The following is a 25365-nucleotide window of genomic DNA, read 5'->3' as shown; positions in this document are numbered from 1 at the left end:
ATACGGCTTTGGCGGTTTCAGGGGCCGACTCGCGGCACGTCGTAGCTGCTCGGCTCGCTGGCCCGCTTCTTTCTGACCGCCGATGCTGACGTGGATCGCGTCCCGAGACCTGGCGTTCATCCTGTGCGTACTGGGACTCCCCCTCGGCACGGGACTCAGCCTCGCCATGGACGCCATAGGCTGTCGAGGCTTGGGCAACTGGCGCGACCGCCCTCCGGCCCCCTGGCTGGTCCATGCGGGCACCTGGGGGCTGTGCTACGTACTAGCCGTAGCGGTGCTGCAACGAGGTGCGCTGGCCCTGGCCACGGTGCTTACCCTGCAATGGGTGGTGCAGCGCAGCCATCAGGCGAAGTGGCAGAGCCTGAAGGAGCCCTTCCTGGTGCAGGACTTCGAGTACTTCCTCGATGCCATCCGACATCCAAGGCTCTACCTGCCGTTCTTCGGTATCGGCCTGGCCCTGGGTGCCAGCCTCGCCGCCCTGATGGCGGTGTCGGTCTTCGTCTTCCTCGAACCCTGGCTGCTGGATCAGCTCTCCCTATCCTCCATGGCGCTGCTGCTGGGCGGCCTGGCACTGGGGCCAGCCATTGCTCTGGGGCTTGGCCTGCGGCGACTCCCGGCGGCCTCCCTGGTTCCGTGCCGAGACCACCACCACCTGGGACTGTGGAGCTGCTTCTGGGCCTACGCCCGCTTCCCCGATACCCCCATCGACACCACCCAGGCTCCAGCGCTCCTGCGCCAACCGCCATCACCAGTCTCCCAGGAGTCACTGCCACACCTGGTGATTGTCCAGGGCGAGTCGTTCTTCGATCCACGCCCCTGGTACGGCCAGATACCCCTGGATGTGCTCGCCCACTGGGATCGCCTGAACGAGCAGTCCATCACCCACGGCTACCTCAAGGTGCCGGCCTGGGGCGCCAACACCATACGCAGCGAAACGGCCTTTCTGTGCGGGCTGGACGAGGATGCTCTGGGCATGCATCGCTTCAATCCCTATCGTCAGCTGTCCCGCCAGCCGGTTCCCAGTCTGGCCAGTGCCTGCGCTCACCTGGGTTACCGCACACTGGTGCTGCACCCCTACCCCGGCGACTTCTACCAGCGCGACCAGGTCATGCCTCGGCTGGGATTTCAGGCATTCGAGGACATCGAAAGCTTCAGGCATTGCCGTCGAGATGGCCCCTTCATCGCCGACGTCGAGCTCGCCAGGCGGGTCACACAAGCCCTGGATGATCCAGACCCGCGCCCACTGATGGTGTTCGTGATCACCATGGAAAGCCATGGCCCCTTTCTGCTGGAGCCAGCGCCCGATCCACTGCGCTGGCTCGCTGCCGACGCCTCGCGCCCCATGGCCGTGACCCACGAACTCGATATCTATCTTCATCACCTGGCCAATACCGACGCCATGCTCGGCGCCCTGGCGGCGACCCTCACCAGGCAATCGCGCCCGGGCCTGTTGTGCGCCTATGGCGACCACGTCCCTATCCTGTCTCCCAGCTATCGCTGGCACGGAGAGCCCGATGGAACAACGCCGTTCATGATCTGGAGCAACCGCCCCCAGACCACACGACGGCCGGAGCCACCGTCCGACCTGTCGCAACTGGCCGAAGCACTGCTCCACTCCATCGGGTGCCAGACCACGACCGTCGCCACAGGCTCCCTCGGGCGCTCCCTCCACCGCCATTGCAAGGAACCGCTATGACCAGGCGCGTCGCCATCATCGGAAACGCTACCCGCTTTCCTGGAGTCCCCGGAGAAACCCTGTGGCAGAGCCTGCTGGCGGGGCGGGATCTGGTCACAGAGGTGCATGCATCGCGCTGGGACTGGCGCCGGTTCTATCATCCCGACCGTCGTTCGCCCGGTACCAGCGTGACCTTCGCCGCCGGGTCACTCGGCGACATCGGCGGCTTCGACGCCGACTTCTTCGGAATTTCTCCCAGGGAAGCGGCGACCATGGATCCCCAGCAGCGCCTGCTGCTGGAGCTGACCTGGGAAGCGCTCGAGCACGCGGGCGTCCCCCCCTCGCGCCTGCGCGGCAGCCGCTGCGGGGTCTATATCGGCATCTCCAGTCCTGACTTCGCCTATCGGCATACCGCCGACCTGGCCTCTCTGGGCAATCTGTTCGCCACCGGCAACACCTTCAGCATCGCCGCCAATCGGTTGTCTTACGTGTTCGATCTCAAGGGACCCAGCATGGCCATCGACACGGCCTGCTCGTCTTCCCTGGTAGCCTTTCATCAGGCCTGTCAGGCCATTCGCGCCGGTGAATGCGACACCGCCCTGACCGGCGGCGTCAGCCTGCACCTGCATCCCTTCGGCTTCGTCGCCTTCTCCAAGGCCGGCATGCTGTCGCCGCGAGGCCGTTGTCGCGTGTTCAGCGAAGACGCGGACGGCTACGTGCGCTCGGAAGGGGCCGGCATCTTCGTGCTCAAGGCGCTCGACCAGGCGCTCGCGGACGGCGACCCCATCCTCGCCGAAGTCGCCGCCAGCGGCACCAATACCGACGGACACAAGTCAGGACTCACGGTACCCAGCGCTCAGGCTCAGGCCCAACTGTTGACCGAGGTCTACGCCCGGGCGGGGATCGATCCCGACGGGCTGGACTACCTGGAAGCCCATGGGACCGGCACCGCCGTCGGAGATCCCATCGAAGTCACCGCCATCGGCCAGGCCCTTGGGCGACATCGTCACCACCCATTGCCGATCGGCTCGGTCAAGAGCAACATTGGCCACCTGGAGACAGCGGCCGGCATCGCCGGACTCTACAAGGCGCTGGGTTGCCTGACCCAGCGCTTCGTCCCCGCCACCATCGGTGTCGACCGCCTCAACCCTGAGCTGCACCTCGACGAGGCCAATGTGGACGTGGTGCTGACACCGCGGACGCTTCCCGAAAGCGGCCCCTTGACCGTCGGTATCAACAGCTTCGGTTTCGGGGGGGCCAACGCCCACGTAGTGCTGACCACGCCGCCACCACCGTCACTGGTGCGATCGCGACCGACGCCACGAGTCTCTTTCGAGCAGCCGCTACCGCTGCTTGTCTCGGCCCACGACGAGGAAGCGCTGGCAGCACTGGCAAGTCGGCTAAGCGACTACCTCGAGACTCACCAGCCAGCCCTCGATGCCCTGACCTGGACCCTGGTTCACCACCGCGAGCGCCTAAACGAACAGGCGCTGACCCTGGTGCGGGACCATGACGAGGCCAAGGCGGCCCTGGACTCGCTGAAGGACACGACGACCGCTCCCCACAGCAGCGCCCCCAGGGTGTGGCGCCAGCAACGCCTGGATGCGCCCCAGGGACCGGTATTCGTCTACACCGGCAATGGATGCCAATGGTTTGGCATGGGGCGTGACCTGCTCTCGACCAGTCCCACCTTCGCCAATACCGTCGCGCGGGTGGATGAGCACTTCCTGCCCATCGCCGGCTTCTCGTTGCTCGACGTACTGGCCCGCAGCGATGATCCGGCCCTGCTCGAAGACACCGTGGTGGCCCAACCGGCGCTATTTGCGATTCAGGTCGGGATCACTGCCTGGCTTGACGAGGCAGGGGTCACCCCCACTGCGGTGGTCGGTCACAGCGTCGGTGAGGTCGCGGCGGGCTGGGCCTGCGGCGCACTGTCACTGGCTGAGGCGGTGACCGTGATTGCCCACCGCAGCCGCCTGCAGGGCAAGATCCGTCATCAGGGAGGCATGACCGCGGTGTCCTGCTCCGCTGACACCATCGCCACCTGGCTCGCACAGCCACGCTTCGCCGAGATTTCCCTGGCCGGGGACAACAGCGAAGGGAATGTCACGCTGGCGGGACCGCTGCCGGCGCTGGCCGAACTGGAAGACGCCTTGCGGGCCGCGGGCCATCGATACCTTCGCCTGGCGTTGGACTACCCATTCCATAGCCCACTGCTGGATGGCTTGAAGACCCCGCTGCTCGAGGCGCTTGCCGATCTGGACGGATCATCTCCGCGCTTGCCGATGATCTCCACCGTCGAGGGTGGCGAGACCCACCGCCCCCTCGGCGCTGACTACTGGTGGCAAAACCTGCGGGCGCCGGTGCGCTTTCGCCAGGCCATCGAGTCGCTGATCGATCGCGGCGACTCGGTGCTGGTGGAAATCGGCGCCCATCCGCTGTTGAAGCGATACATCGAGGAGCAGTGTCGCCTGCGGGGGCATCAGGTCCTGCATATCGCTACCCTGACACGCCAGGGCCAGGGCCAGGACGAACTCTCCGAAGCACGGGCACGCCTGTGGCTCAGTGGAGCGCTGGATGGCTTTTCCCCCTGGTTCGAACGGCCCCTTGCCCCCATCGAACTCCCCGCCTACCCCTGGCAACGTCGCTACCACTGGACCCGCCCGAGTGGCCTGGGTCACAACCCGCTGGAGCAGCGTGACGAACATCCCCTGCTGGGGGCTCGCCAGGCCCCGGGCGAGTCGACGTGGGTCCAGCGCCTGAGTGTTGCCACGCAGCCCGCTCTCGCGGACCACCGGGTCGGGGAGACCCCGGTGCTGGCCGCAGCGGCGCAGGTCGAGATGGTACTGGCTGCCGCCATCACTTCGTCGCCAGACACCATCTTCGAAATCAACGACCTGGAGATCCTGGCGCCGCTGGTACTGGACGCCTCTGTGGGCAAGCTGGCGCGGCTCACCCTGGCCGACCAAGGGCGCGTCCAGTTGACGGTACGCGACCTCGACCCCGTAGCCGCCTGGCAGTTACACCTCAGCGCCCGCCTGGCCCCTGCCTGCCAGGGCAGTCTGCTGCGTTCGGCCCCTCCGCTTGTGCCGGCCAGTGAGGAGCACCTGGATGGCGAGACCTGGCTGGACAACAAGGCCTGCATAAACAGCGACGCCCACCTGGCGCTCGCCAGGTCGATGGGGCTCGACTACCGCGGCGAGTACCGTAGCCTGGGCCGGATCTGGTGCCAGGACGATGAAGCCATCGGCGAGTTCACCGTCAGTGAAGACACTCCTTGCTGGTGGTTGCCACCCGGTCTGCTGGATGGCGCCCTGCAACTGTGCCTGCCACTGATGAACAACGATCAGACGCCGCCGACGCAGGGCTACCTGCCCGTGCGCCTGTCGCGCATGCAGTTCGACAAGGACGCCGGTCGACCGACCCACGCCCGCGCCGTCATTACGCGACGCTCGCCACACTCCTTCACCGCGGACCTTTGGCTGTACCGCAAGCATCGTTGCGTTGCTGCCCTCGAGGAGGTCCGCTTCGCTGCAACGCCACTGGCCCTGCCAACCTCCTCGTCCACCGAGTGGCTGACCACCCGCCTGACCCCGGCGCCACTGGTACCTACCCCCTTGGGCGAAGAAGGCAGGCGACTGGCCAATGCCCTTGCCGGCATCATGTCAGGCCCAGTGGGGCGCGACCTGGAGGAGCTCAGCCTGCTGTTCGAGCGTCTCAACGTTGCCTGGCTCGAGGAGGCCTTCGTCGCCGCTCGGCCCGATATCGAAGGCGACGGCCTCGGCAATAATGAACTCTACCGTCGACTTCTGGCTCAGTACCCGACAGACGCGACAGTAACCTCCTCGGAGGTGCAAGCGTCTCCTGCGGCGGTCGATATCTGGCGCCTGCTGCTGGCGGAGTACCCTCGGCAGTTCCCTCTGCTTGGCTCACTCGGGCGTTTTGGCCTGCATCTTCCCGGCCTGCTGGAGGGCTCGGTCGAGCACATCGAAGGGCTGACCCTCGACGCCGCTTCGCTGATCCCGGAAGCGTTGTGGCAGGCCCTGCACGACGAGGTTCTCGCCAGCGTTTCCCGGATCCTGTCAACGCTACCCTCGGCACAACGGCTGCATCTGGTCGAGGCGGGATGCGCGGCGCCTCGGTTGGGCGAGGCGTTGAGCCAGACACTGGACCCCGATTGCCTCATGGTGGACATCCTGCCCCCAGATGATGGCTCCAGCCAACGCACCCAACCGCTGATCGAAGCGTCCAACGGTGCCGCATCGCTGCCCCCCTTCCATACCGCCCCCGGCGCCCAGCTGGCCTGGGTGGTGAGCACACCGACGGATCTCGAGGTCAGCATCGAGGCAATCGACAAGGCCACGGCGCGCCTGGCACCGCACGGGCAACTGCTGATACTGGTCCTGCCCCCTACAGGGTGGTGGCGAGCGCTGGGCTCCCTGCGTCCTGACGCCAGACCGGCCACTGTCGAGGCGATCTGCCACCACCTGAGCCAGGCCGGGTTCAGCGTCGAGGCGCGTCCCCCGACAGAGGCCTCCCATCTTCCGACTCTGCTGAGTGCCGTGCCCTCGGCAAGCGCTCGCCCCACCACCGAGACCGGTTCGGACGAGCCTCTTGCACAGCGCGACGCAGCCACCTTGCTGGTGGTGGATGCTGCCAGTCGTGCTCTGGGTGAGCGGCTTGTACAACACATGCCCTCGGGTGCTACCCGCTGCGTGACATACAATGATCTCGAGTTGACGCTTGCCGCCCCGTCCTCGCTTGCGGAGGTCACCTCAGCGCGCGCCTCGAACGCGCAGCAAGCGCCGAGTGCCCGGAAAGTGGTCGCCCCGCAAGTTGTCGACCTGCGAGCCGCCGTACCGTCTCGGCAGACAGGCGGTGACCTCGAGACCCACCAGGCGGGCCTGGACGCCCTTGAGCGACTGGGTGACTGGGCAAGGACATTGGCGGATCGCCACGGGACGCTGGTCGTGGTGACTCGCGATGTCGCCGCGCTGTTCGGCGCTGATACCCCCGAGATCGACCTGTACCAGGCTGGCTTGTGGGGGGGCTGTCGCTCCCTCGACAACGAACTGCCGAACACCCGCGTACGGCTGGTCGACCTGGCCTCGGGAGAAGCGGCGTTGGTGGCCTTGGCGCAGGATCTGCATCACGACGATGGCGAGGATGAGGTGGTCATCGACCACCACGGACATCGCCGGGCACTGCGCGTGCGTCCTGTCGCCGACACACCGCCAGCGCTCACACCACCCCCCACGCCAGACCGAGTAGCGTCCAGGGTGACCCTGGAAATCGCTCATCCCGGTCAGCTCTCGCGCCTGCAGTGGCGAGCCCACCCGGTACGGTCGACGCTCACCAAGGACCAGGTCCGAGTAAAGGTCCTGGCCACGGGTCTGAACTTTCGTGACGTCATGTATGCTCTCGGCGTGCTCACCGATGAGGCGCTCGAGCAGGGCTTTTCCGGCGCCACCCTGGGGCTCGAGTTCTCCGGTATCGTCGAGGCGCTGGGCGAAGGGGTCACCCAGTTCGATATTGGTGACCCGGTGGTCGGGCTGGGGTCGGCCTGTTTCTCGAACCACCTGGTGGTCGACGCCGACTCGCTGGCCAGGGTGCCGACAGGTCTCGACCCGGTGGCCGCTGCCGGGTTGCCCACGGCGTTTCTCACCGCCTGGTACAGCCTCGAGCATCTGGCTCGGCTATCGCCCGGGGAACGGGTGCTGATACACGGCGCTGCCGGCGGTGTCGGTCTGGCTGCCGTACAGTTGGCCCGGTGGCGAGGGGCTGAAGTGCTGGCGACCGCCGGCAGCCCGCACAAGCGTGATCTGCTGACCCTGCTGGGTGCCGAGCGCTGCTACGACTCACGCAGCCTGGCCTTCGCCGAACAGATCCTCGCAGACACCGATGGCCAGGGTGTCGATGTGGTGCTCAACTCCCTGTCCGGCGACGCCATCCACCAGAACCTGCGTGTGCTGGCGCCTTTCGGGCGCTTTCTCGAGCTTGGCAAGCGAGACTTCTACCAGGATACCCCGATGGGGCTGCGCCCCTTCCGTCACAACCTGAGCTACTTCGGCATCGACTCCGATCAACTGCTGTCACATCGTCCCGCGCTCGCCCGCCAACTGTTCCGACAGGTCATGGACCGCTTTGCCGAGGGCGCCTTCAGCGCCCTGCCCTATACCACCTTCACGACCACCAGAGTGGTCAAGGCCTTCCGCCATATGCAGCAGGCGCGGCATATCGGCAAGATCATCGTGACGCACCCTTCAGCCGCTGCCAGTCCTTCTCCTGACACACTCCGCACAGGCTCAGTCTCCAAGACCACCATGCACCCGCATGGCGGTCCGAGAAACACCACCAATAACTCTACCAATCCGGCTTGCATGGCGCTGGATACCGAAGGCTGTTACCTGGTGAGCGGTGGATTGTCCGGCCTCGGCCTGGCCAGCGCAGAGCGGCTGGTGAGGCGCGGCGCTCGCCATCTGCTGCTGCTGAGTCGCTCGGGCGTCAGCAGCCCGGAGGCCAGTGCCGCTATCGCCGCCATGCAAGGACAGGGCGTCACGGTAGAAGCGCCAGCGCTGGACGTCACCGATGAGCAGGCGCTGGCTGGACTGATCGAGGAGTGCGGTTCCCGGCGCCCACCGCTACGTGGCGTCATTCACGCCGCCGCCGTCATCGAAGACGGCCTCGCGCGACAGCTGACTCGCGAGCAGCTGGACGCGGTACTCGGCCCCAAGCTGTTGGGCGCCATCCTGCTGGACCGCCTGACCCGCCATCACGACCTGCAGCACTTTGTGCTCTACTCCTCGGCCACCACCCTGTTCGGAAGTCCCGGGCAGTCCGCCTATGTGGCGGCCAACCTTGGCCTGGAAGCGCTGGCCGTGCGGCGCCGTCAGGCGGGGAAACCCGCCACCTGCCTGAGCCTGGGCATCATCGAGGACACCGGCTTTCTGGCTCGTCACCAGACCAGGCGTCAGGCCCTGTCCCAGCGTATGGGAGGTGGGCAGCTGAGCGCAGAGCAGGCGCTGGACGCGCTGGAACGAGCACTCGCGGCAGGCGTCAGCAACGCCGCCGTCATCGGTGCCATCGACCATGGCTTCATCCAGCGGCGCTTTATCGAGTTGCGCCAGAACTCCGGTGAAGCGGACCGCCAGGCAAGTAGCAACGACGACCTCGATCTATCGGCGCTCGATGAATCGTCCCGCCGCAAGGCCGTCGAAGCCATCCTGCGTCGACAGTTGGCGAGCATCCTGATGCTGGACCCGGAACGCATCGACAGTGGGCGCAGGCTCTCCGAGTTCGGCTTCGATTCGCTGATGGCCGTCGAGCTGGTATCGGCCATCGAGACCCGGCTTGGCGTGAAGGTGTCCGCATTGGCCCTCGCCGACGCCGCGACCCTGCATCGCACCACCCTGTTGATCTGCGACCTGCTGGAAAGCCCCGAGCTCGATGCAACCAACGAACACGCTGCGCTGGCCTACCGCCACGCAGTCTCCCCTCCTGCTCCTGCACGGGAGGTGACATGAATCCCGATGACCGGAAGGCATTGAAAGACCGCCTGCTCAACCAGGCCAGGGCGATCGACAGCGCTCGTCATGCCCAGGCAACGCCCATCGACCGCGCTGTTTCAACCTCAGAGCACTACCCGCTGACCGAAACACTCGTCACAACCACCGACTTCCGCAGCCTCGAAGGCTATCGCCGCATCGCCATGATGAGGACGCTAGGGGACTCCCTCGGTATCACCAGCCCCTTCTTTCGCTGTCATCAGCGTAGGGCGGGGGCTACCAGCCGACTCGGCGATCAGGACGTCATCAACTTTGCAAACTACGACTATCTCGGCCTGGCCGGCGATCGCCGTGTCCTGGACGCCACCCATCAGGCGATCGAGTACTACGGCACCTCGGTATCGGCCAGTCGCATTGTCGCCGGCGAACGCCCCTTTCACGGGGCCCTGGAGCGTGAGCTGGCGCACTGCTACCAAAGTGACGATGCGCTCGCCTTCGTCAGCGGCCACGCTACCAATGTCTCCACCATCGCCATGCTGGTGGGCACCAGGGACCTGATCATCCACGACAGCCTGATCCACAACAGTGTGGTGGTGGGCGCCAGCGTATCCGGCGCCACTCGCATGAGTTTCCCCCACAACGATGCCCAAGCCCTGGATCGTCTGCTGTTCGACCATCGCGATCGCTTCGAGCGCGTACTGGTGGTAATCGAAGGCCACTACAGCATGGACGGTGACACCCCGGACCTGGCACGTTTCGTTGAGGTGAAGCGCAGGCACCACTGCTGGCTGATGGTGGATGAAGCCCACTCGCTTGGCGTGTTGGGGGCAACCGGGTTAGGTCTTCACCAGCATTGCCGAGTGGCTCCGGGAGATGTGGACATCTGGATGGGCACCCTGAGCAAATCCCTTGCCTCCTGCGGAGGCTATATCGCCGGGTGCCAAGCACTGGTGGATACGCTGCGCTACCTTGCGCCAGGGTTTCTCTACAGCGTCGGGCTGGCACCGCAACTGGCCGCACCAGCACGCCGCGCTCTGCAAGTGCTGCAGGAAGAACCCTGGCGAACCGCCAGGCTGACGCAGAACGCTCGACGTCTGCTGGACGGTATCCAGTCCCTGGGGCTGAATACCGGCAGCAGCGAGGGACATGCCATCGTGCCACTTATTCTCGGCAGCTCCGCCAGGGCAGCCAAGCTGTCCCATGCGTTGCTGGCGGCGGGTATCAATGTGCAACCCATCCTGCACCCTGCAGTGCCAGAACGTAGCGCTCGGCTGCGCTTCTTTGTCAGCTGCGAGCACCAGCCGGACCAGATCGATCAGACCCTGTCGGCCCTGGAACGACTGACCAACACTGATTGACGCTCCCCCACCTTGCAAGCAGTCCAACCTCCAAGGCGGATAGCGAGCGGCGGCCACGGATGGGGAGAGGGAATAGGGATAGGGATAGGGATAGGGATAGGGATAGGGATAGGGATAGGTACCAAGCTTCAATGAAAGAACAGGAAGCAGGGCAAGATAAGGAAGAGAGAGGAAGAAAGGAAGTTAGGAAGGAAGGAAGGAAGGAAGGAAGGGAGAGGAAGGAGAAAAGGAAGCACCAATCACTGTTGTCTATACAGCATCTGCTCCCTTGGAAACTGTTGTCTGTTTCAGCACTGACGCTCACTCCAGAAGGCATGGTGGTGGGCCGCACTGCCGATATCCCGGGCCTTTTCCAACGCCCGTTGGGCCATGCGATGGGTTTCCCGTGGAGACTCCAGCAACCGGACGAGGCAGCGCTGCCAATCCGCGGGATCATCATCGACCAGCAGTCCATCTTCCCCGTCGCTCACGATATTGCTGTAGGGGGCACGCCTGCTGAAGAGGCCCACACCACCCATGGCGGCAATCTCCAGAAACTTGATATGGGACTTGGCAGTGTTGAACGTTGTCGGCCACAAGGGAGCCAGCCCCAGATGCAACCGCGATCCTTTCAAGTGCCTCAGATAGGTATGCCAGGCCATGGGCGCGAGCGCGCCCACACGATCATGCTCACGCAAGGATTGCGGAGTGTAGCGCCCCATTGCCACTTCCAGCATCAAACCAGAGTGGGCCTCGAGAACGCTGACCAGTGCCGAGCTGATTTGCTCCAGATCCCGACGGTGGGCCCGCGTACCGTGGTAACCCAATCGCCATCCCGTCGATGTTGCCTCGGGGGTGGCCATCTCCGGGGAAAAAAGCAGCGCAGGTGCCAGCGTCACCACCCGGGAGTGGCGCGTGCTGATTCGTGCCGCCAGCTCCTCGTTTGGTACGACGACTTCGTCGGCCAGGGCCAGTAGCCTGGGCATAATCCGGCGCGACACCCACCCCATACGCTCACGATAGTCCATCGGTAAGCCAGGATCCCTGGCGGCAGCATCAAGATCATCATCCAGCAGGTAATGCACGCTGGCGACCTGAGCTCGTCGCGTCTCCAGCAGATCGATCCAGGCTTCGGACAAGCTTCGACAAACGATGACATGTGCCCCGGACAAGGTGCGATCCAGCCAGGGCCAGCACAGCAGAGGAGACGCCCACCGACGGGTATCAAGGCGAGTCACTGTCGCACCTGCATAGCGAAGCCAGGGCGCAGCCGTCGCCATGAAGTAGATGTCCTCGGTGGGCAGAGCCCCATCACTCAGCAACAGCCAGCGAGAACCACAAATGCCAGAACCCCGGGCCATGGTGAACGCCTCTCAACGCAGAGAAAAATCCTCGTGAACCAGCGTCAGATTGGGGTTGTAGGCCGGATCCCGATCAAGCTGCTCACCCCAGGTGTGGCGCATGTAGAGTACCTCTCCGATGGCCCTGGCTCGCTTGCTGGCATTGTCATCGGCACCACGCGACTCGGATTCGTGGTGATAGAGTTCAGCGTCGGGCGTCCATACGTTTCGATAACCCGCCTCCCGAACCTTTAGACACAGGTCCACATCATTGAAAGCGATCGGCAAATCTCGCGCGTTGAGGCCGCCCACCTGCCGATAGAGCGCCTTGCGTATCAACAAGCAGGCACCGGTCACCGCAGAGTAATTCTGCGCTAGCGCCAGGCGAGAAAAATACCCGTTGGCATGGCGGCTGAAATACTTGTGAGCGTGGCCCGCAACGCCCCCGATACCCAACACGACACCGGCGTGCTGGATGGTATCGTTGGGATAATAGAGCTTGGCGCCGACACAACCGATGTCCGGCCGCACGACGTGCCGCACCATTTCCTCGAGCCACTCTTCGTTGATGGGTTCAATATCGTTATTGATAAGTCCGAGCACATCACCACGTGCGTGATACGCTCCGAAATTGTTGATGCCGGAATAGTTGAAGCGATGGTTCCAGGCCAGAATCCTGACCCGGGGGTCTCCCTTGCCGATCTCGGCCAGATAAGCCAGTGTCTCTTCGCATCGCGTCCCGTTGTCGAGGATCAGCACCTCAAGCCTGGAATAGCGGGTACGAGACAGGATCGCATCGACGCATGGTGCCAACAGATCGACACGATCACGCGTAGGGATCATCAGGCTGACCAGCGGGAGCGGATCCGGCAGAGGCCAGCGGACACGATAGGTATTGGGCAGGCGCCCAAGCTCGACGGTGGCGCCGGGGCTGCTTCGTGCCAGATGGTCGGCGACCGCTCGCAGCCCTGCACGGGACGTATAATCCTTGGCGTTGCTGGTCATCGCCGTGGAGCCGGGACTGGCACGCCAATGATAGAGAATCCTGGGAATATGGACGATGCGATCAGGCTCTGTGTGGGCACAGACTCTCAGGGCCAGATCATGGTCCTGGCTGCCCTCCAGCCCCTTGCGGAAGCCTCCCAGTTGCCGTACCAGCGCGGTGTCGAAGACACTCAAGTGCGCCATGTAGTTCTGGGCCAGCAGCAGATCAGGATTGAAGCAGGGCTTGAAGTGAGGTTCGCAGCGCACACCACGCTGATCCACCTTGTCTTCGTCGCTGTACACCAGCACCGGTCGTGGTGAGCGACTCAGCGCCTCGGCAACATAGCTCAAGGCACACGGAGTCAGCAGGTCATCATGGTCCAGTAGCGCCACGTAGGGCCCAGCGGCCATGCTCAAGGCCGCGTTGGAGGCCTCACAGACATGGCCATTAGTTTTCTGGCGACGCAGAACTATTCGAGAATCACGAACCTCAAATTGCTCCAGCAACGCTATGACTTCGCGGTTTCTGGAGGCGTCATCAACGATACAGAGTTGCCAATGATCATAGTCCTGGCGAAGCACAGACTCGAGACAGTCTTTCAGATGTTCCGGCGCAGGATCATGTACCGGCAGCAAGATCGACACAATCGGCCTGAACGTATCCGTCCTGGCTGCTACTGCGGTGTCCACACATGACTGCGCAGCTCGCTCGGCAGCAGCACAGCGACGCTCAAGCGCCAGGCTACGGCGGCGTTCATCCTTGCCTCGCCACCCGTCAAGCCCACCACGAATCTCGTCCAGCTCAGCTCTTCTATTCCTGGAACGCCACCCACCTTCGAGCGCCGAGACCATAGAGGTCTTGTCGCAATCATCCGAACTACTATCCGAACTACTATCTGAACTGCTATCCGAATTCTTATCCCATCCGCGCTCACGCAGCCATTGCACATAGCTTCGACCCGAGCAGAATCGTTCGAACGTTTCCTCGTAGTCCGACAGGGCAAGGTCGCGCCAACAGGTGCCGTCCTGGAGGGCGCGGTGGCGAAGCACTCCCAACACTTCCTGCTTCGACACATCACGCCAGCGATGGTGCATATTGACCAGACGCTGGCTCAGGCGATCATGCGCGAACCAGGGGGAGAGCCAGACGACGCGAAAGTGGCGGATCGCAAAGTATCCCGGCGACTCCATCGGGTCGAATCTCAACCGGCGCAGTCGCCGCTTCACGTAGATCAACCGCTTGGTAATACGTCCACCCTTGAGCGGAAGGGTCAACGACTCGTCTTCACTGAAGCCTTCCCCCGTATCGAAGTAAAGCCTGACAGCAACGCTATGCTGGTCGTGGTCCAGGTCCAGCTCCACCATATGCCAGCCAGGCAACGGTAGGTGCCGACACAGCAGGAACTGGGGGTCTTCATCCAGCGACTCCCACTCCCAGTCCCCTCCACTCGCCTGCTGTCTCAGGCCATGATGAGGCTGCCAGTGTCGCTGAGGCTGAACGACCAGGTGGCACAGATCGAGAAGACCTTTCAGCCACGACCGTGTTCCGCCACCTCGATTGGCACCTTCCATACCCGCCGCTCAGTTGCTGGCCACAGCGACTCGACGCGGCCCCGGCGGGAACCATTGTCCGGTCTCGGCAACACGACACTGGACCCTGTCACCCGCAGACAGATTCACCTTCAGCTGGAAGCCGACATAGCCGCCACGGGGAAGCTTCAAGCGAGCCATGGACGGACGGAGCTGGGTGGCCGACACAGTGTCGCGATGTTCGTCATTGACCCAGACTTCGACGTCCACCGGGGTATCAGCACCACCTTCCCACCAGGCCCACCCCCCCACCCGCTCGGCATCGAACTGCGTCAGTCGAGCGTGAGCAAAGGGGAGATTGTCGCGATAGAGCTGGATGCGCGATTCGAATAGCTTGCGACAACGCTCGTAGAGCGCCAGATCCAGCGGGTTGAGTTTGCGGAACTCCTGTTCATCCTCCGGCGCGATGTCATGCAATTCGCCCACCTGCGGCTTCCCCCGGTTGTCCTCACGCTGGGCGATATCGATGCCAAAGCGAGCATTGATCAACTCCAGGCTCTCCGAGTAGCGTTCGGTCAAGCCGACCATCCCGATCGCCTCGACATCGACCCCCTTGAAGATGCTCGACTGGCGATCAAGCATCAGAGGAATCTTCATGAAGTCGCGGAAGCTGCCCTTGTACTGATGAATCCGCTGAAAGTGCGAATACTCGGAAGCCGCCCGCTGCAACGGTTCGCGAACAAAGGTCACCGCGCGATCGACGCCACACAGCGGGACATACTTGGCCGCGGTGACGTGTCCTGCCAGCATCATCGCCTGGTTGTCCAGGCTCCTGCGATACAGGCGCCAAGGATCGGGGGACTCGCCATACATGCACTCGCGTGTCAGGACGCTGGTCTGAGATGCATCCTGGCCGTAGTCATAGACGATCTTGTCGAAGCCAAAGGCGCGCTCAGCACCGTGACGAAAACTGGTTCCCGCCGTCTTGGGTATATGTACGAAAAACAAGGGTTTCATGGTGGAGTCTCCTGACAAAAGCGCCGCAGGAATCAGTCCTGCGGCGCGGCGTGGCAAAAGGGATAGGGGAAGACGACACGGGATCCGGTGGCGGAGCCACCTCCACACTCCAGACGCGTCACGATGTGCCGACAACAAGATCACTCCCCCCCACCAGCACTGAAGCATTGGCATGGAGAGAAACGGTCACATGATCGCCTTCTTTCAAAGGCGCCGGATGCAGCCAGCGAAACCCGCAATAACCATCCACGGATTTGCCGGAACGTCGTAGATCGGGTCGATAGAACCCCACCCTTGCACGCCCCGCGTGAACACCATTGACGAAGATGTTCACTGCCAGACCACTGGCCTTGCCGTTGCGGTCCGTCACCCAACCACAGACTGCGTTGGCGTCAAAATGATCGATGGCTCCCACCAAAGGGCGATCTAGCACGGTGCGCTCTGCCAGACGCTGTTTCAGCGCCGACATCTCCCGAGCCAGGCGGGCAAGCTTGCCGGCCTGGAACTCATGAGCAACGTCGTTGATGTCGTAACGTCCGAAATATGCCTCGCCCTTGTCGAAGTTGGCGCCTCGCGTAGCACTCCCCCTCAATCGCTTGCGCGAGAACTCCTCACGCGACTTCACCGCGTAATGGTGAACCCGAAGCGGTCCCTGATGGATCGACCGCGTACGCCCACCACGTGGGTCCGACTCACCACTGCCGTCCGGCGAGCCAACGAAGTCCTCGATCACGTCCCCTGTGGCATCGACATATTTCCAGGCCGATACCAGGGTAGAGGAATGACAATAGGGCGCCTTGACATGGTCGACGCGTACCAGGCTCTTGGTGTGACAATCTGCGCTCGCGCCTGGTGCAGTGCCACAACGGGTGAAACGTTGCAGTACCGGTTCAGATCGCGCCTCTTCAAGCCCCGAGGAGCCGAAGCATTTCCAGTTCACGCTGACGCTTCCCACATCACCCGACGCCACCAGCCTTTCCAGCTCGCGACATTCCTCACCGTGACGCTGGCTTTCGTGCACAAGAAACTCATCGGCATCGAGAAACATGACGTAGTCATGCTTTCCCAGAGCCAGCCCAAGGATGCGACGATAGGCCAACTGCTGCGACCTGCGCTCAAGCACCGGCTGGTACAGCAGGCTGACCTCTCCCAGATCTGCCAGCGCCTCGAGCAAAGAGCGGGTGCCGTCGTCGGAACCGTTGTCGGCCAGAATGACATGCCCAAACCCTGCCAGCCGATGCCAAGCTACCCACTCGACAAGGTAATCCACCTCATTGCGGACGATACCGGCAACACAGAACTTCGCCATCTCTAGCCCACCCTGACCGGAGAGTTGCCAAGATCGACAACGTCGTTCACTACTCTGGCTCTGACACTGGCGTCCTCGCTCAAGCTTTCACCGGCAGGAAGGGTGAAGGTGAAGCCACATGGCTCGTTCGCGGGAGCACCGCCACCGGGGTTCGGTTCGTTCGCCACCACCACACCCACGGACCGGTCATCAACAAAAACTTCTACCTCAGCATGCTGTTTCTTGTGTACATAGCGCGCCCAACCGCTGACACGTCGTGAATCACATGAAAGAAGTTTTCCCTGTGACTTGGTGATCCGGGTTGCCTCTATATAGTCTTCTGGTTCAGGATCGATAAAGGCCAGTGCCGTCTGGTGTTCCTCCTGCGAGGGAGAAATTCCGCAAAAGGACTCGAGAGTGGAAAGAAAGGCTTCGGGATAAGCACTGGCCTTTTCGTAGGAGACGAGCATGGCACGCGGAGACTTCTGCCTGACAAAGCGAAGCGTCTTTCTATACTGTGACAGCGCTCTGTCCATGCCCTCGGTAATTTCGGCCAACATGGAAATAGAATTCCGCTGCGCTATTGAAAGAATATCCTTGTAGATAAACACATACCTGGCATTCGGCAATAGAGCGTCTACTTCATCCAGATGGTCGATGATGGAAGGTCGCTTCCAGCCCCAGCGGGTGTACCTGGTCTGGTACTCCTTCACAATCAAAGCTGTCTGAGCCATGTCCTGCTTTTCGAAAGCCTCGGAAAGTCTGACGTCTTCGTACACAGGGTGTGAGGCACGGTCGCCCATGAAGACGCCAAGCTTGGCCAACACGCCAGCGACCATCGAGGTCCCGCCTCGCGCGGTTCCAATGACGATGATAGGAGATGGCATCTTGTCATCCTGGTCCCCTATGACCACGACTCCCTTGTTGATCAAGGCATCATTCTTGGGCATGTCCCCTCCTGGGATACGTAGTTTCTCCGAATACGACGACCCATCAAGAAAGCCATCAACGACCTCCGATGGAGAAGTCTTCTCGGCTTCTTGTGAGGCAAGGGCTGTAGCTGGGGTCGTGTTCGATTATTTTTCCCCAGGCCTTCTGCATGTAATCTATCTCGGTGTTGAATCTGGCAACTTTTTCTGGGTTATCTTCTGCTCCACGACTGATGGATTCGTGGTGATACAATTCAGCGTATGGGGTCCAGATATTACGATACCCGGCATCGAGCACCTTCAGGCAGAAATCAACGTCATTGAAAGCGACCTTGAGGTCCTGTTCGTTCAGGCCTCCGACTTCCTCATACACCGACTTTCTCACGAGCAGACACGCCGCTGTCACGGCAGATACAGACTGGACCACCTTCAAACGGTTGAAATAACCGCCGGACTCTCGAGGAAAGTGCTTGTGAGAGTGCCCTGCTACTCCGCCAAGCCCAACGATGACGCCTGCGTGCTGAATGGTGTCATTCCCATAGTATAGTTTTGCGCCGACACAGCCGACATCCTCGCGACAGGCATGAGGAACCATCTCCCGGAGCCAGTCTCCATTGATCACTTCAACATCATTATTTACCAAACCAATGATGCTTCCCTTGGCATGCTCTGCACCAAAATTATTGATAGCTGAGTAGTTGAAGGGGTGGTCGTACCTGAGAACGCTTACCCTGGAGTCTTCAGCCTGAATTTTTTCAAAAAATTCATGCGTCTCAGGCTCTACACTGCCATTATCAAGGAGAATAATCTCGTAGTCTGTATAACGTGACTTCTCCAGGATACTGCGCACTGCCAGCTCTGTGACGTCCTTCTTGTCTCTCGTAGGAATCAACATGCTCACCAACGGTGCCGGCTCAGGAATAGGCCAACGCACACGATAGGTATTTCCCACAATCCCCTGCTCTACAATCGCACGCCCATCTGCTATTCCTTCAATATGGTCTTTCAGCGCCTTTACACCAGCTGAGGTCGTGTAATCCTTGCCCTCTTCAGCCAGTGCTGTCGAACCCTCGATAGCGCGCCAGTGATAGAGAACTCTGGGAACGTGGGAAATTGAGCCAGCGGTCAGGTGTGGTATGCAACGCAGCACCAGATCATAGTCTTGCGATCCCTCTACCCCGACTCGAAAACCCCCAATTTTCTCGATCAACGAGCGTCGATATACGCCCAGATGAGAAACATAGTTTTGCGAATAGAGAAGGTCGATGTTCCAGTCTGGCTTGAAGTGAGGCTCGCAGCGCATGCCCTGAACATCGATCTTGTCTTCATCACTGTAGATCAACTGGGCATCGGGATTCTTTTCCAGCTCTTTTGCAATAAAGTACAACGCATCTCTGGCCAATTCATCATCGTGATCGAGCAATGCCAGATAGTCACCAGTGGCCATCGACAGGGCGTCATTAGTTGTCTTGGAAATATGCCCATTATCCGGCCGAAAATGTATTTTTACGCGTTTATCTTTGCTGGCATAGTGCCTGAGTACTTTTTCGACATGTGGTGATGGAGAGGCATCATCCACAAGGCAAAGCTCCCAGTGGGGATAAGACTGTGCGATGACCGAGTCGATGCAAGCTTTCAGAAGCGTTTCATCGGTATTGTAAACCGGCACCAACACCGAAATTAATGCAGGACTCTCAAGGCCCTCAAGATAGCTGCGGATGGTTTCAGAGCTCGGCAGGCCATTGACTTCTACCTCATCTATCCATTTCTGGTAGGAGAGTTCGGCCTCGTTGACAATAAAGGTTTCCGCGTACTCTTCGAGAAGGCGGGTCTCGCGTGCGGCGTCGTCCTCGGCATCCGCCAACTCGGCTTTCTTTGCCGTCCCGTCACCTTCATCCGTTTCCGGAGCAGACCTACCCACTCCCGCAAGGACCTCGGCCTTTTTCAAGTCCATGTACTCAGGAGCAGTCTCGACAAGACGCCCGGCAATCGCATCCCAAGCCTCTTCGGCATCGACATTGTCGATGCATAGTCGCTCCAGACGGAAGCTTCCTTCCCGCTCCCATGGGTCAAAGCGTATGTTGACAATACTTCGCTCAAGCTGAATCACCCTTGTCGCCAGTTTCCCTGACTGGAAGGGTATGGGATAGGCGTGGGTTTCACTGAAGCCCTCTCCGTGATCGATATATAGCTTGGCGACCTGGTGCTGATACTCGCCACTGAGAACAAATTCGATACGACACCACCCAGGCTCGATGACTCGACCTCGGCGATGACGAACGACGAAGGCCGGATCGGTACCGTGGGAACGCCAATGGAACTCCCCTTCCAGGCGGCGCTCGAGCTGCTGGGCAGCGGCAAGCGTAAATTCACAGCCTTCGCAGCACTTCAGATATCCATCCAGCCCCGACCAAGGGTGCGGGATCTGTGGCGTCTCGATCTTTTTCAGCACCGGATCCTCCAACCGGAACTCTCCAGGTCGAGTCATCGGGTCCAGCCGCAATGCCTGTGTTCCCATCGGCAAGTAAATGACCAGGCTCTGGTGGCCGCTCTTTTCCACATGACGGGCCCACACGATATCTGCCTGGAAACCATCGCCATAATCAATATAGAGACACTGATCCACTGCCTGAGTCGCCGAAAAGTCGTATTCGAGGCTGAACCATCCACCTTGGCGAAGCACAGCGGGATTGATCGGGGTGAGCAGGAACTGTGGATCTCCACCGCGAGATACCCAGACCACCTTGTTATTGCGGGTCATCAGCTCCAGTTCATGGATCGGCAGCAAGTCCATGCGGGAGCATTTTTTGATGTACTTGTGATACAACCCACCGAGATCTCTCAGCGGTTTGGTCGCTCGCCAACTGAAGGAAGTCTGCATTCGCCTCAGGCGTGCCGACAACGCCAGTGTAGCCAAGTGTGGTGATTGCGAAGAGGGAGGGCCGTTTCTTGGTTCATGTTCTACCACGTCTACTTCCTCAGGCAATTACTAGTAGCCAGGAGCCTCGACAAAAGACATCCCTCGAGCATCCTTATCGGAAACTCGTGGCTCAATGTTGTCCAATGGCCAGTCGATTGACAGGATAGTATCTGCCCAGTGCACCGACATTTCGTCTGAAGGCGCGTAATAGTCAGTACACTTGTATACAAACTCGGCATCGTCACTGGTAACGTAGAAACCATGTGCAAATCCAGGTGGTACCCAGAGCATCTGCCGGTTGTCTTCGTTCAAGAAAACGCCTACCCACTTACCATAGGTGGCACTGGACGTTCGCATATCAACGGCTACGTCGAATACCTCTCCCCTGACTACTCTCACCAGCTTTCCCTGGGGATGCTTCAGCTGATAATGCAGTCCCCTGAGTATCGAGCGACTCGACCTACTATGGTTGTCCTGAACAAACTTGTGTTCACCACAGACTTCATCAAATGTTTCCTGGCGAAAGGTTTCCATAAAGAAACCTCTTTCGTCACCGAACACTTTTGGCGTAAATAGCACGACATCAGGAATAGCCAGCCTTTCAACTTTCATGCACGTCACCTCCACCATCAGGTAGCCTTGTCACTGACCAACAGCCTTCGCGGCCAGAAGCTGTAGCAGGTATTCCCCGTATCCTGTCTTGGAAAGGCTGTTTGCCTGTGAAAGCAGGAACTCGTCACTGATCCAGCCTTGAGTCCAGGCAATCTCTTCCAGACAGGCTATCTTCAGCCCCTGTCGATGTTCGACTGTCTGCACGTACTGCGCTGCCTCAAGTAAACTGTCATGAGTACCTGTATCCAACCAGGCAAATCCTCTCCCCAAACGCTCTACGTGAAGTTCACCACGGTGTAGATATTCATTGTTGATCGAGGTTATCTCCAACTCTCCCCGAGCCGATGGCTTGACGCTCCGCGCGATGTCCACCACTGAGTTGTCATAAAAGTACAAGCCCGTCACCGCATAGGATGACTTTGGTTTTTTGGGCTTTTCCTCAATAGAGACCGCACGCCCTTTCTCATCAAACTCGACAACACCAAAGCGTTCCGGGTCTTTGACGAAATAGCCGAACACTGTGGCACCTCGAGCCTGGTCGGAGGCTCTCAGAAGTTGCTCGGAAAAGTGTTGTCCGTGGAAGATATTATCGCCAAGGACGAGACAGACAGGAGAATCACCAATAAACTTCTCGCCGATAATAAAAGCCTGGGCCAGTCCCTCTGGCTTTGGCTGCTCTGCGTAGGACAAGGAAACACCAAATTGGTCACCGGTACCGAGCAACTGACGGTAGACCGGTAGATCATCCGGTGTAGATATCACCAGTATTTCTCTTATTCCTGCCAACATTAGCACCGAGAGCGGATAGTAGATCATCGGCTTGTCGTAGACAGGGAGAAGCTGTTTTGAGACCCCATGGGTAATGGGGTGAAGTCTCGTACCGGAGCCTCCGGCAAGGATGATTCCCTTCCGATTCATGGCGGTAACCTCTAGTTTTCGGACAACGCCTTGCGGCGGCAGGCCTACCTTAGGTAGTCCTTCATGGTGAGAGACAACTGTCCCCTCCAGTCAGGGAGCGAGATGTCGAAGGCGTTCTCAAGACGAGAGACCGACAGCCGGGAGTTGGGTGGACGCTTTGCTGGTGTGGGATAGTCCTTCGTCGCCAGACGAGACAGCTGGTCGTCGCAGAGCATGAGAGGAAGGCCGTGCAGACGGGCGAGACGAAAAATCTCTCGGGCAAAGTCATACCAGGACACGAAACCCCGTGGTGCCAGATGGTAGAGCCCGGTCAGTTCGGGACGAGAGCGGTAGACTTGCCACGCATGCAAGGTCACGTCAGCAATCAGGCGTGCGGGCGTAGGGGCCCCCACCTGGTCGTCGACAATTGCCAGGGACGCCCGCTCCCGCCCCAGACGCAGCATGGTCTTCATGAAGTTGTTGCCCCTGGCACTGTAAACCCAACTTGTCCGGAAGATTTGTGCGTCGCATCTACTGGCGAGCACCGCCTCGTCGCCGGCAAGCTTGGACTGGCCGTAGCAAGATAAAGGGTCGGTTGGACTATCTTCCGTCCAGGGCCGAATGCCATCGCCTGGATAGACGTAGTCGCTGGAATAGTGCGTCAACAGTGCCCCGTGATCGGCACAATAGCGTGCGAGACAGCCAGGCAGCTCTGCATTGAGTCGAAAGGCAGTCGCCGTATCGGTCTCTGCCTGGTCCACCGCGGTGTAGGCAGCAGCATTGATCACCCACTGGGGGCGATAGTGGTCCAGACAGCGTTTCACCGCATCAAGGTCGGTCAGATCCAGGGTCCTGCGGTCAGGCGCATGAAGATCCAGATGGATGGCTAGCGCCTTGTGAAGCTCATGGCCCACCTGGCCCGAGGCACCAAGCAAGAGCCCACTCATGACAACACCCCCAGGCGCTCGGCCCGGTAGCTACCATCCTGCACCGCCTTCCACCACGACTCGTTGGCCAGATACCAGGACACTGTCTTGCGAAGGCCAGACTCGAAAGTCTCTCGTGGCTCCCAGGCCAACGTGTGCTGAATGTAGGATGCATCGATGGCATAGCGCCGGTCGTGGCCAGGCCTGTCGGCGACGTAGGTGATCAGATCACGATATTCGCCCTTGTCCGGAGCCATTTCCGTCAACAGGTCACAGATTGTGTGTACCACTTCGAGGTTGGTTTTCTCGTTATGGCCACCAATGTTGTAGGTATCTCCAACCTTTCCCTCGCTGGCAACCAGCACCAGGGCGCGCGCATGGTCCTCGACATAGAGCCAGTCTCGTACCTGTCCACCATCACCGTAGACAGGAAGAGCCTCTCCATGCAGCGCATTGAGGATCATCAGAGGAATCAGTTTTTCAGGAAAGTGAAACGGACCATAGTTGTTTGAACAATTGGTCACCAGGCAAGGCAAGCCATAGGTGCGCGTCCACGCCCGCACCAGGTGATCCGATCCCGCCTTGCTGGCCGAGTAGGGCGAACTAGGCGCGTAGGGGGTCTGTTCGGTGAACAGGCTGCCATCATTCTCGAGGTCTCCGTAGACTTCGTCGGTGGAGATGTGGTGAAACCGAAAACCATCGGCCTTGTCGCTGTCCTGTTGCCTGATTCCTTCCCAGTACCCGCGTACCGCCTCGAGCAATACCAGAGTGCCCACCACATTGGTCTGAATAAAGGCGCGAGGCCCGTCGATGGAGCGATCAACGTGGCTTTCAGCGGCCAGATGCATCACCACATCGGGGCGGTACTTGTCCAGAATTCTGCTCATTGCCGCGCCATCACAGATGTCCGCTCTCTCGAAGATATAGCGAGGATCGGAGGCGACAGACGCTACGGATGCCAGATTGCCGGCATAGGTCAGCTTGTCCACATTGACGACACGATGAGGGGTGTGGGTAATCAACTCCCTCACCACGGCCGAGCCGATAAAACCGGCACCACCGGTCACGAGAAACGTCTTGATCATGAAAGAACCCCGAGAGGACTGGAAATTCTGCCCGCCCCGCCAGGGAGGACGCTAGAAATGGCATACGGGCGGGAAGGAAGAGAGGATGACAGGAAGCGTGAGCCCTGAGCTCTTCAACATGAAGGGCTTCATTGCGGCAGCCGTCCGACGACAGCTATCGGTAGTTCCATCAGCAAGAGCGTCAGTCTCTGTGGTCCTGGACGATCAGCCACAGCATGCTGGCAATGAAGGCAAGGAACAGAGTGACGATCACAAAGATGGTCAGGTTGTAGAGGCGCTCAGGACGCGTGGCGTACTCGGGCAGTAGAGGGCTCTGCAAGATACTGATCTGCTTAAGCTTGCGAGCAGCCTCGATGCGCGTGCCCTCCAATGCACCGAGAGCGCTGGCATAGGTCTCCTGGGCAAAGCGAGCCCGCAGTTCAAGCCGCTGATACTCGGAGGACAGGCGGTTGAGGGAGTCTCCTGTGGCCTTTGCCAGTCGCTCACGCTCCTGATCGATCTGACGACGCAACGCAGTGATTTCGCTCTCGACTCTCACCATGTCCGATGAACGCTGGCTGGAAAAGCTGGCCAAGGCGCTACGCCGAGCTTCCAGTCTTGCCAGCTCACCTTCCAGACTGGCCACCACCTGGTTGAGGCTGTCCACGGTCGAGGTAGGAGACACCAGACCATGCTCGTTCTGATAGTCCAGGAGATCTGTGCGTGTCTGATCCAACCGATCGGACAGGCGCTCTACCTGAAGCTCGAGGAACCGTACTTGATCCTGAGCCAGGCGCTGCCCCATGGCATTCATGTGCGCTTCACCTTCCGCCAGTAAAAGCGAGGTCAGTTGCTGGGCAAACTTGGGAGAGAAGCCCTGGACCTCCAGCTTCAGGACCCCTGCGTAGTCATCGAGCGTTACCTCTACGCGACTCAGGTAATACTCATGAAGGTCTTCGATGGGAGCCTCGGCGTCCCACAGACGAGCAGGAAAGTCACCGTTCTCACTGTAATGAGACCTCAGGTCGAGCCGTTCATCAGCCTTCTTGAGCATATCCACAGAAAGCAGATACTCCCGCAAAAGCAACATATCGCTATCGATGCTGGCACCGGAAAGCAGGCTCGAGAAGTCGAAGGTTGGGGCAGCGATCTGTGGGCTTTCCAGTACCACGACGGCCTCGGATACGTACCGATCCTCGGCCCAGACTAGCCAGTAGAAGGACATGGCCAATATCGACAGGCAGGCAAATGCCCAATGGGGCTGCCGAGCAATCCATCGCAACATTATCTTGGCTTCCTTGCTGGAGCGACGTCGCGGGGCATCCGGACGCCTCTGAATGC

At 60.5% G+C, this 25365-nt stretch carries 14 protein-coding genes; 3 read left to right on the top strand and 11 right to left on the bottom strand.

The window, feature by feature from the left end; all coding sequences use genetic code 11:
- Nucleotides 1-82 precede the first annotated feature (82 nt).
- The 3 genes from NFH97_RS09800 to NFH97_RS09790 are packed head-to-tail and all read left to right on the top strand — an operon-like array spanning nt 83 to nt 10538.
- The gene (locus NFH97_RS09800) at nt 83-1696 is read left to right on the top strand and encodes an LTA synthase family protein (protein ID WP_349624760.1); all 1614 of its coding nucleotides are present in this window, start codon (nt 83-85) and stop codon (nt 1694-1696) included.
- Nucleotides 1693-9198 (top strand): SDR family NAD(P)-dependent oxidoreductase, encoded by a 7506-nt coding sequence (locus NFH97_RS09795; protein WP_349624759.1) that lies wholly within the window; start codon nt 1693-1695, stop codon nt 9196-9198. The genes NFH97_RS09800 and NFH97_RS09795 overlap by 4 nt, the downstream gene beginning before the upstream one ends.
- Nucleotides 9195-10538 carry an aminotransferase class I/II-fold pyridoxal phosphate-dependent enzyme gene (locus NFH97_RS09790; protein WP_349624758.1) on the top strand — a complete coding sequence of 448 codons (1344 nt, stop codon included), beginning with the start codon at nt 9195-9197 and terminating at the stop codon, nt 10536-10538. Before NFH97_RS09795 ends, NFH97_RS09790 begins: the two co-directional genes overlap by 4 nt.
- Nucleotides 10539-10825: 287 nt before the next feature.
- Here the strand turns inward: NFH97_RS09790 and NFH97_RS09785 are convergent, their stop codons facing one another.
- The 11 genes from NFH97_RS09785 to NFH97_RS09735 form a co-directional block, all read right to left on the bottom strand.
- The gene (locus NFH97_RS09785; RefSeq protein ID WP_349624757.1) at nt 10826-11797 is read right to left on the bottom strand and encodes a glycosyltransferase family protein; all 972 of its coding nucleotides are present in this window, start codon (nt 11795-11797) and stop codon (nt 10826-10828) included.
- Between the two features lie 93 nt (nt 11798-11890).
- Nucleotides 11891-14413: a glycosyltransferase family 2 protein gene (locus tag NFH97_RS09780; protein ID WP_349624756.1), complete on the bottom strand. Its 2523-nt coding sequence runs from the start codon at nt 14411-14413 to the stop codon at nt 11891-11893.
- Between the two features lie 9 nt (nt 14414-14422).
- Complete coding sequence (locus NFH97_RS09775) at nt 14423-15388, bottom strand: sulfotransferase family 2 domain-containing protein (protein WP_045992418.1); 966 nt, start codon at nt 15386-15388, stop codon at nt 14423-14425.
- A 118-nt stretch (nt 15389-15506) separates the two neighbouring features.
- The gene (locus tag NFH97_RS09770; protein WP_349624755.1) at nt 15507-16697 is read right to left on the bottom strand and encodes a glycosyltransferase family 2 protein; all 1191 of its coding nucleotides are present in this window, start codon (nt 16695-16697) and stop codon (nt 15507-15509) included.
- Between the two features lie 2 nt (nt 16698-16699).
- Nucleotides 16700-17626 carry a sulfotransferase gene (locus tag NFH97_RS09765; protein ID WP_124804634.1) on the bottom strand — a complete coding sequence of 309 codons (927 nt, stop codon included), beginning with the start codon at nt 17624-17626 and terminating at the stop codon, nt 16700-16702.
- A gap of 55 nt (nt 17627-17681) precedes the next feature.
- Entirely contained in the window at nt 17682-20486 is a 2805-nt protein-coding gene (locus NFH97_RS09760; protein ID WP_349624754.1) for a glycosyltransferase family 2 protein, read from the bottom strand.
- A gap of 108 nt (nt 20487-20594) precedes the next feature.
- Nucleotides 20595-21137: a dTDP-4-dehydrorhamnose 3,5-epimerase gene (rfbC, locus tag NFH97_RS09755; protein ID WP_108132204.1), complete on the bottom strand. Its 543-nt coding sequence runs from the start codon at nt 21135-21137 to the stop codon at nt 20595-20597.
- Nucleotides 21138-21167: 30 nt separating this feature from the next.
- Nucleotides 21168-22055 (bottom strand): glucose-1-phosphate thymidylyltransferase RfbA, encoded by an 888-nt coding sequence (rfbA, locus tag NFH97_RS09750; protein ID WP_108132084.1) that lies wholly within the window; start codon nt 22053-22055, stop codon nt 21168-21170.
- A gap of 44 nt (nt 22056-22099) precedes the next feature.
- Complete coding sequence (gene rfbD / locus NFH97_RS09745; protein ID WP_222516334.1) at nt 22100-22981, bottom strand: dTDP-4-dehydrorhamnose reductase; 882 nt, start codon at nt 22979-22981, stop codon at nt 22100-22102.
- A complete protein-coding gene (gene rfbB / locus NFH97_RS09740) occupies nt 22978-24045 on the bottom strand; it encodes a dTDP-glucose 4,6-dehydratase (RefSeq protein WP_261395325.1) in 1068 nt (355 codons plus the stop codon). Before rfbB ends, rfbD begins: the two co-directional genes overlap by 4 nt.
- Nucleotides 24046-24226: 181 nt before the next feature.
- Nucleotides 24227-25309: a KpsE/RkpR family capsule polysaccharide export protein gene (locus tag NFH97_RS09735; protein ID WP_349624753.1), complete on the bottom strand. Its 1083-nt coding sequence runs from the start codon at nt 25307-25309 to the stop codon at nt 24227-24229.
- Nucleotides 25310-25365 lie beyond the last annotated feature (56 nt).

This window comes from Halomonas sp. SCS19 (assembly GCF_040147015.1).
GTDB lineage: Bacteria > Pseudomonadota > Gammaproteobacteria > Pseudomonadales > Halomonadaceae > Halomonas > Halomonas litopenaei.
The sequence above is the reverse complement of the archived record's forward strand: the minus strand, read 5'-3'. Positions and strand labels throughout refer to the sequence as shown.

Excerpts from the sequence above, each read along its gene's own strand:
- NFH97_RS09800 (WP_349624760.1), top strand. The coding sequence starts at position 83 with ATGCTGACGTGGATCGCGTCCCGAGACCTGGCGTTCATCCTGTGCGTA.
- NFH97_RS09795 (WP_349624759.1), top strand. The coding sequence starts at position 1,693 with ATGACCAGGCGCGTCGCCATCATCGGAAACGCTACCCGCTTTCCTGGA.
- NFH97_RS09790 (WP_349624758.1), top strand. The coding sequence starts at position 9,195 with ATGAATCCCGATGACCGGAAGGCATTGAAAGACCGCCTGCTCAACCAG.
- NFH97_RS09785 (WP_349624757.1), bottom strand. The coding sequence starts at position 11,797 with ATGGCGACGGCTGCGCCCTGGCTTCGCTATGCAGGTGCGACAGTGACT.
- NFH97_RS09780 (WP_349624756.1), bottom strand. The coding sequence starts at position 14,413 with ATGGAAGGTGCCAATCGAGGTGGCGGAACACGGTCGTGGCTGAAAGGT.
- NFH97_RS09775 (WP_045992418.1), bottom strand. The coding sequence starts at position 15,388 with ATGAAACCCTTGTTTTTCGTACATATACCCAAGACGGCGGGAACCAGT.
- NFH97_RS09770 (WP_349624755.1), bottom strand. The coding sequence starts at position 16,697 with ATGGCGAAGTTCTGTGTTGCCGGTATCGTCCGCAATGAGGTGGATTAC.
- NFH97_RS09765 (WP_124804634.1), bottom strand. The coding sequence starts at position 17,626 with ATGCCCAAGAATGATGCCTTGATCAACAAGGGAGTCGTGGTCATAGGG.
- NFH97_RS09760 (WP_349624754.1), bottom strand. The coding sequence starts at position 20,486 with ATGCAGACTTCCTTCAGTTGGCGAGCGACCAAACCGCTGAGAGATCTC.
- rfbC (WP_108132204.1), bottom strand. The coding sequence starts at position 21,137 with ATGAAAGTTGAAAGGCTGGCTATTCCTGATGTCGTGCTATTTACGCCA.
- rfbA (WP_108132084.1), bottom strand. The coding sequence starts at position 22,055 with ATGAATCGGAAGGGAATCATCCTTGCCGGAGGCTCCGGTACGAGACTT.
- rfbD (WP_222516334.1), bottom strand. The coding sequence starts at position 22,981 with ATGAGTGGGCTCTTGCTTGGTGCCTCGGGCCAGGTGGGCCATGAGCTT.
- rfbB (WP_261395325.1), bottom strand. The coding sequence starts at position 24,045 with ATGATCAAGACGTTTCTCGTGACCGGTGGTGCCGGTTTTATCGGCTCG.
- NFH97_RS09735 (WP_349624753.1), bottom strand. The coding sequence starts at position 25,309 with ATGTTGCGATGGATTGCTCGGCAGCCCCATTGGGCATTTGCCTGCCTG.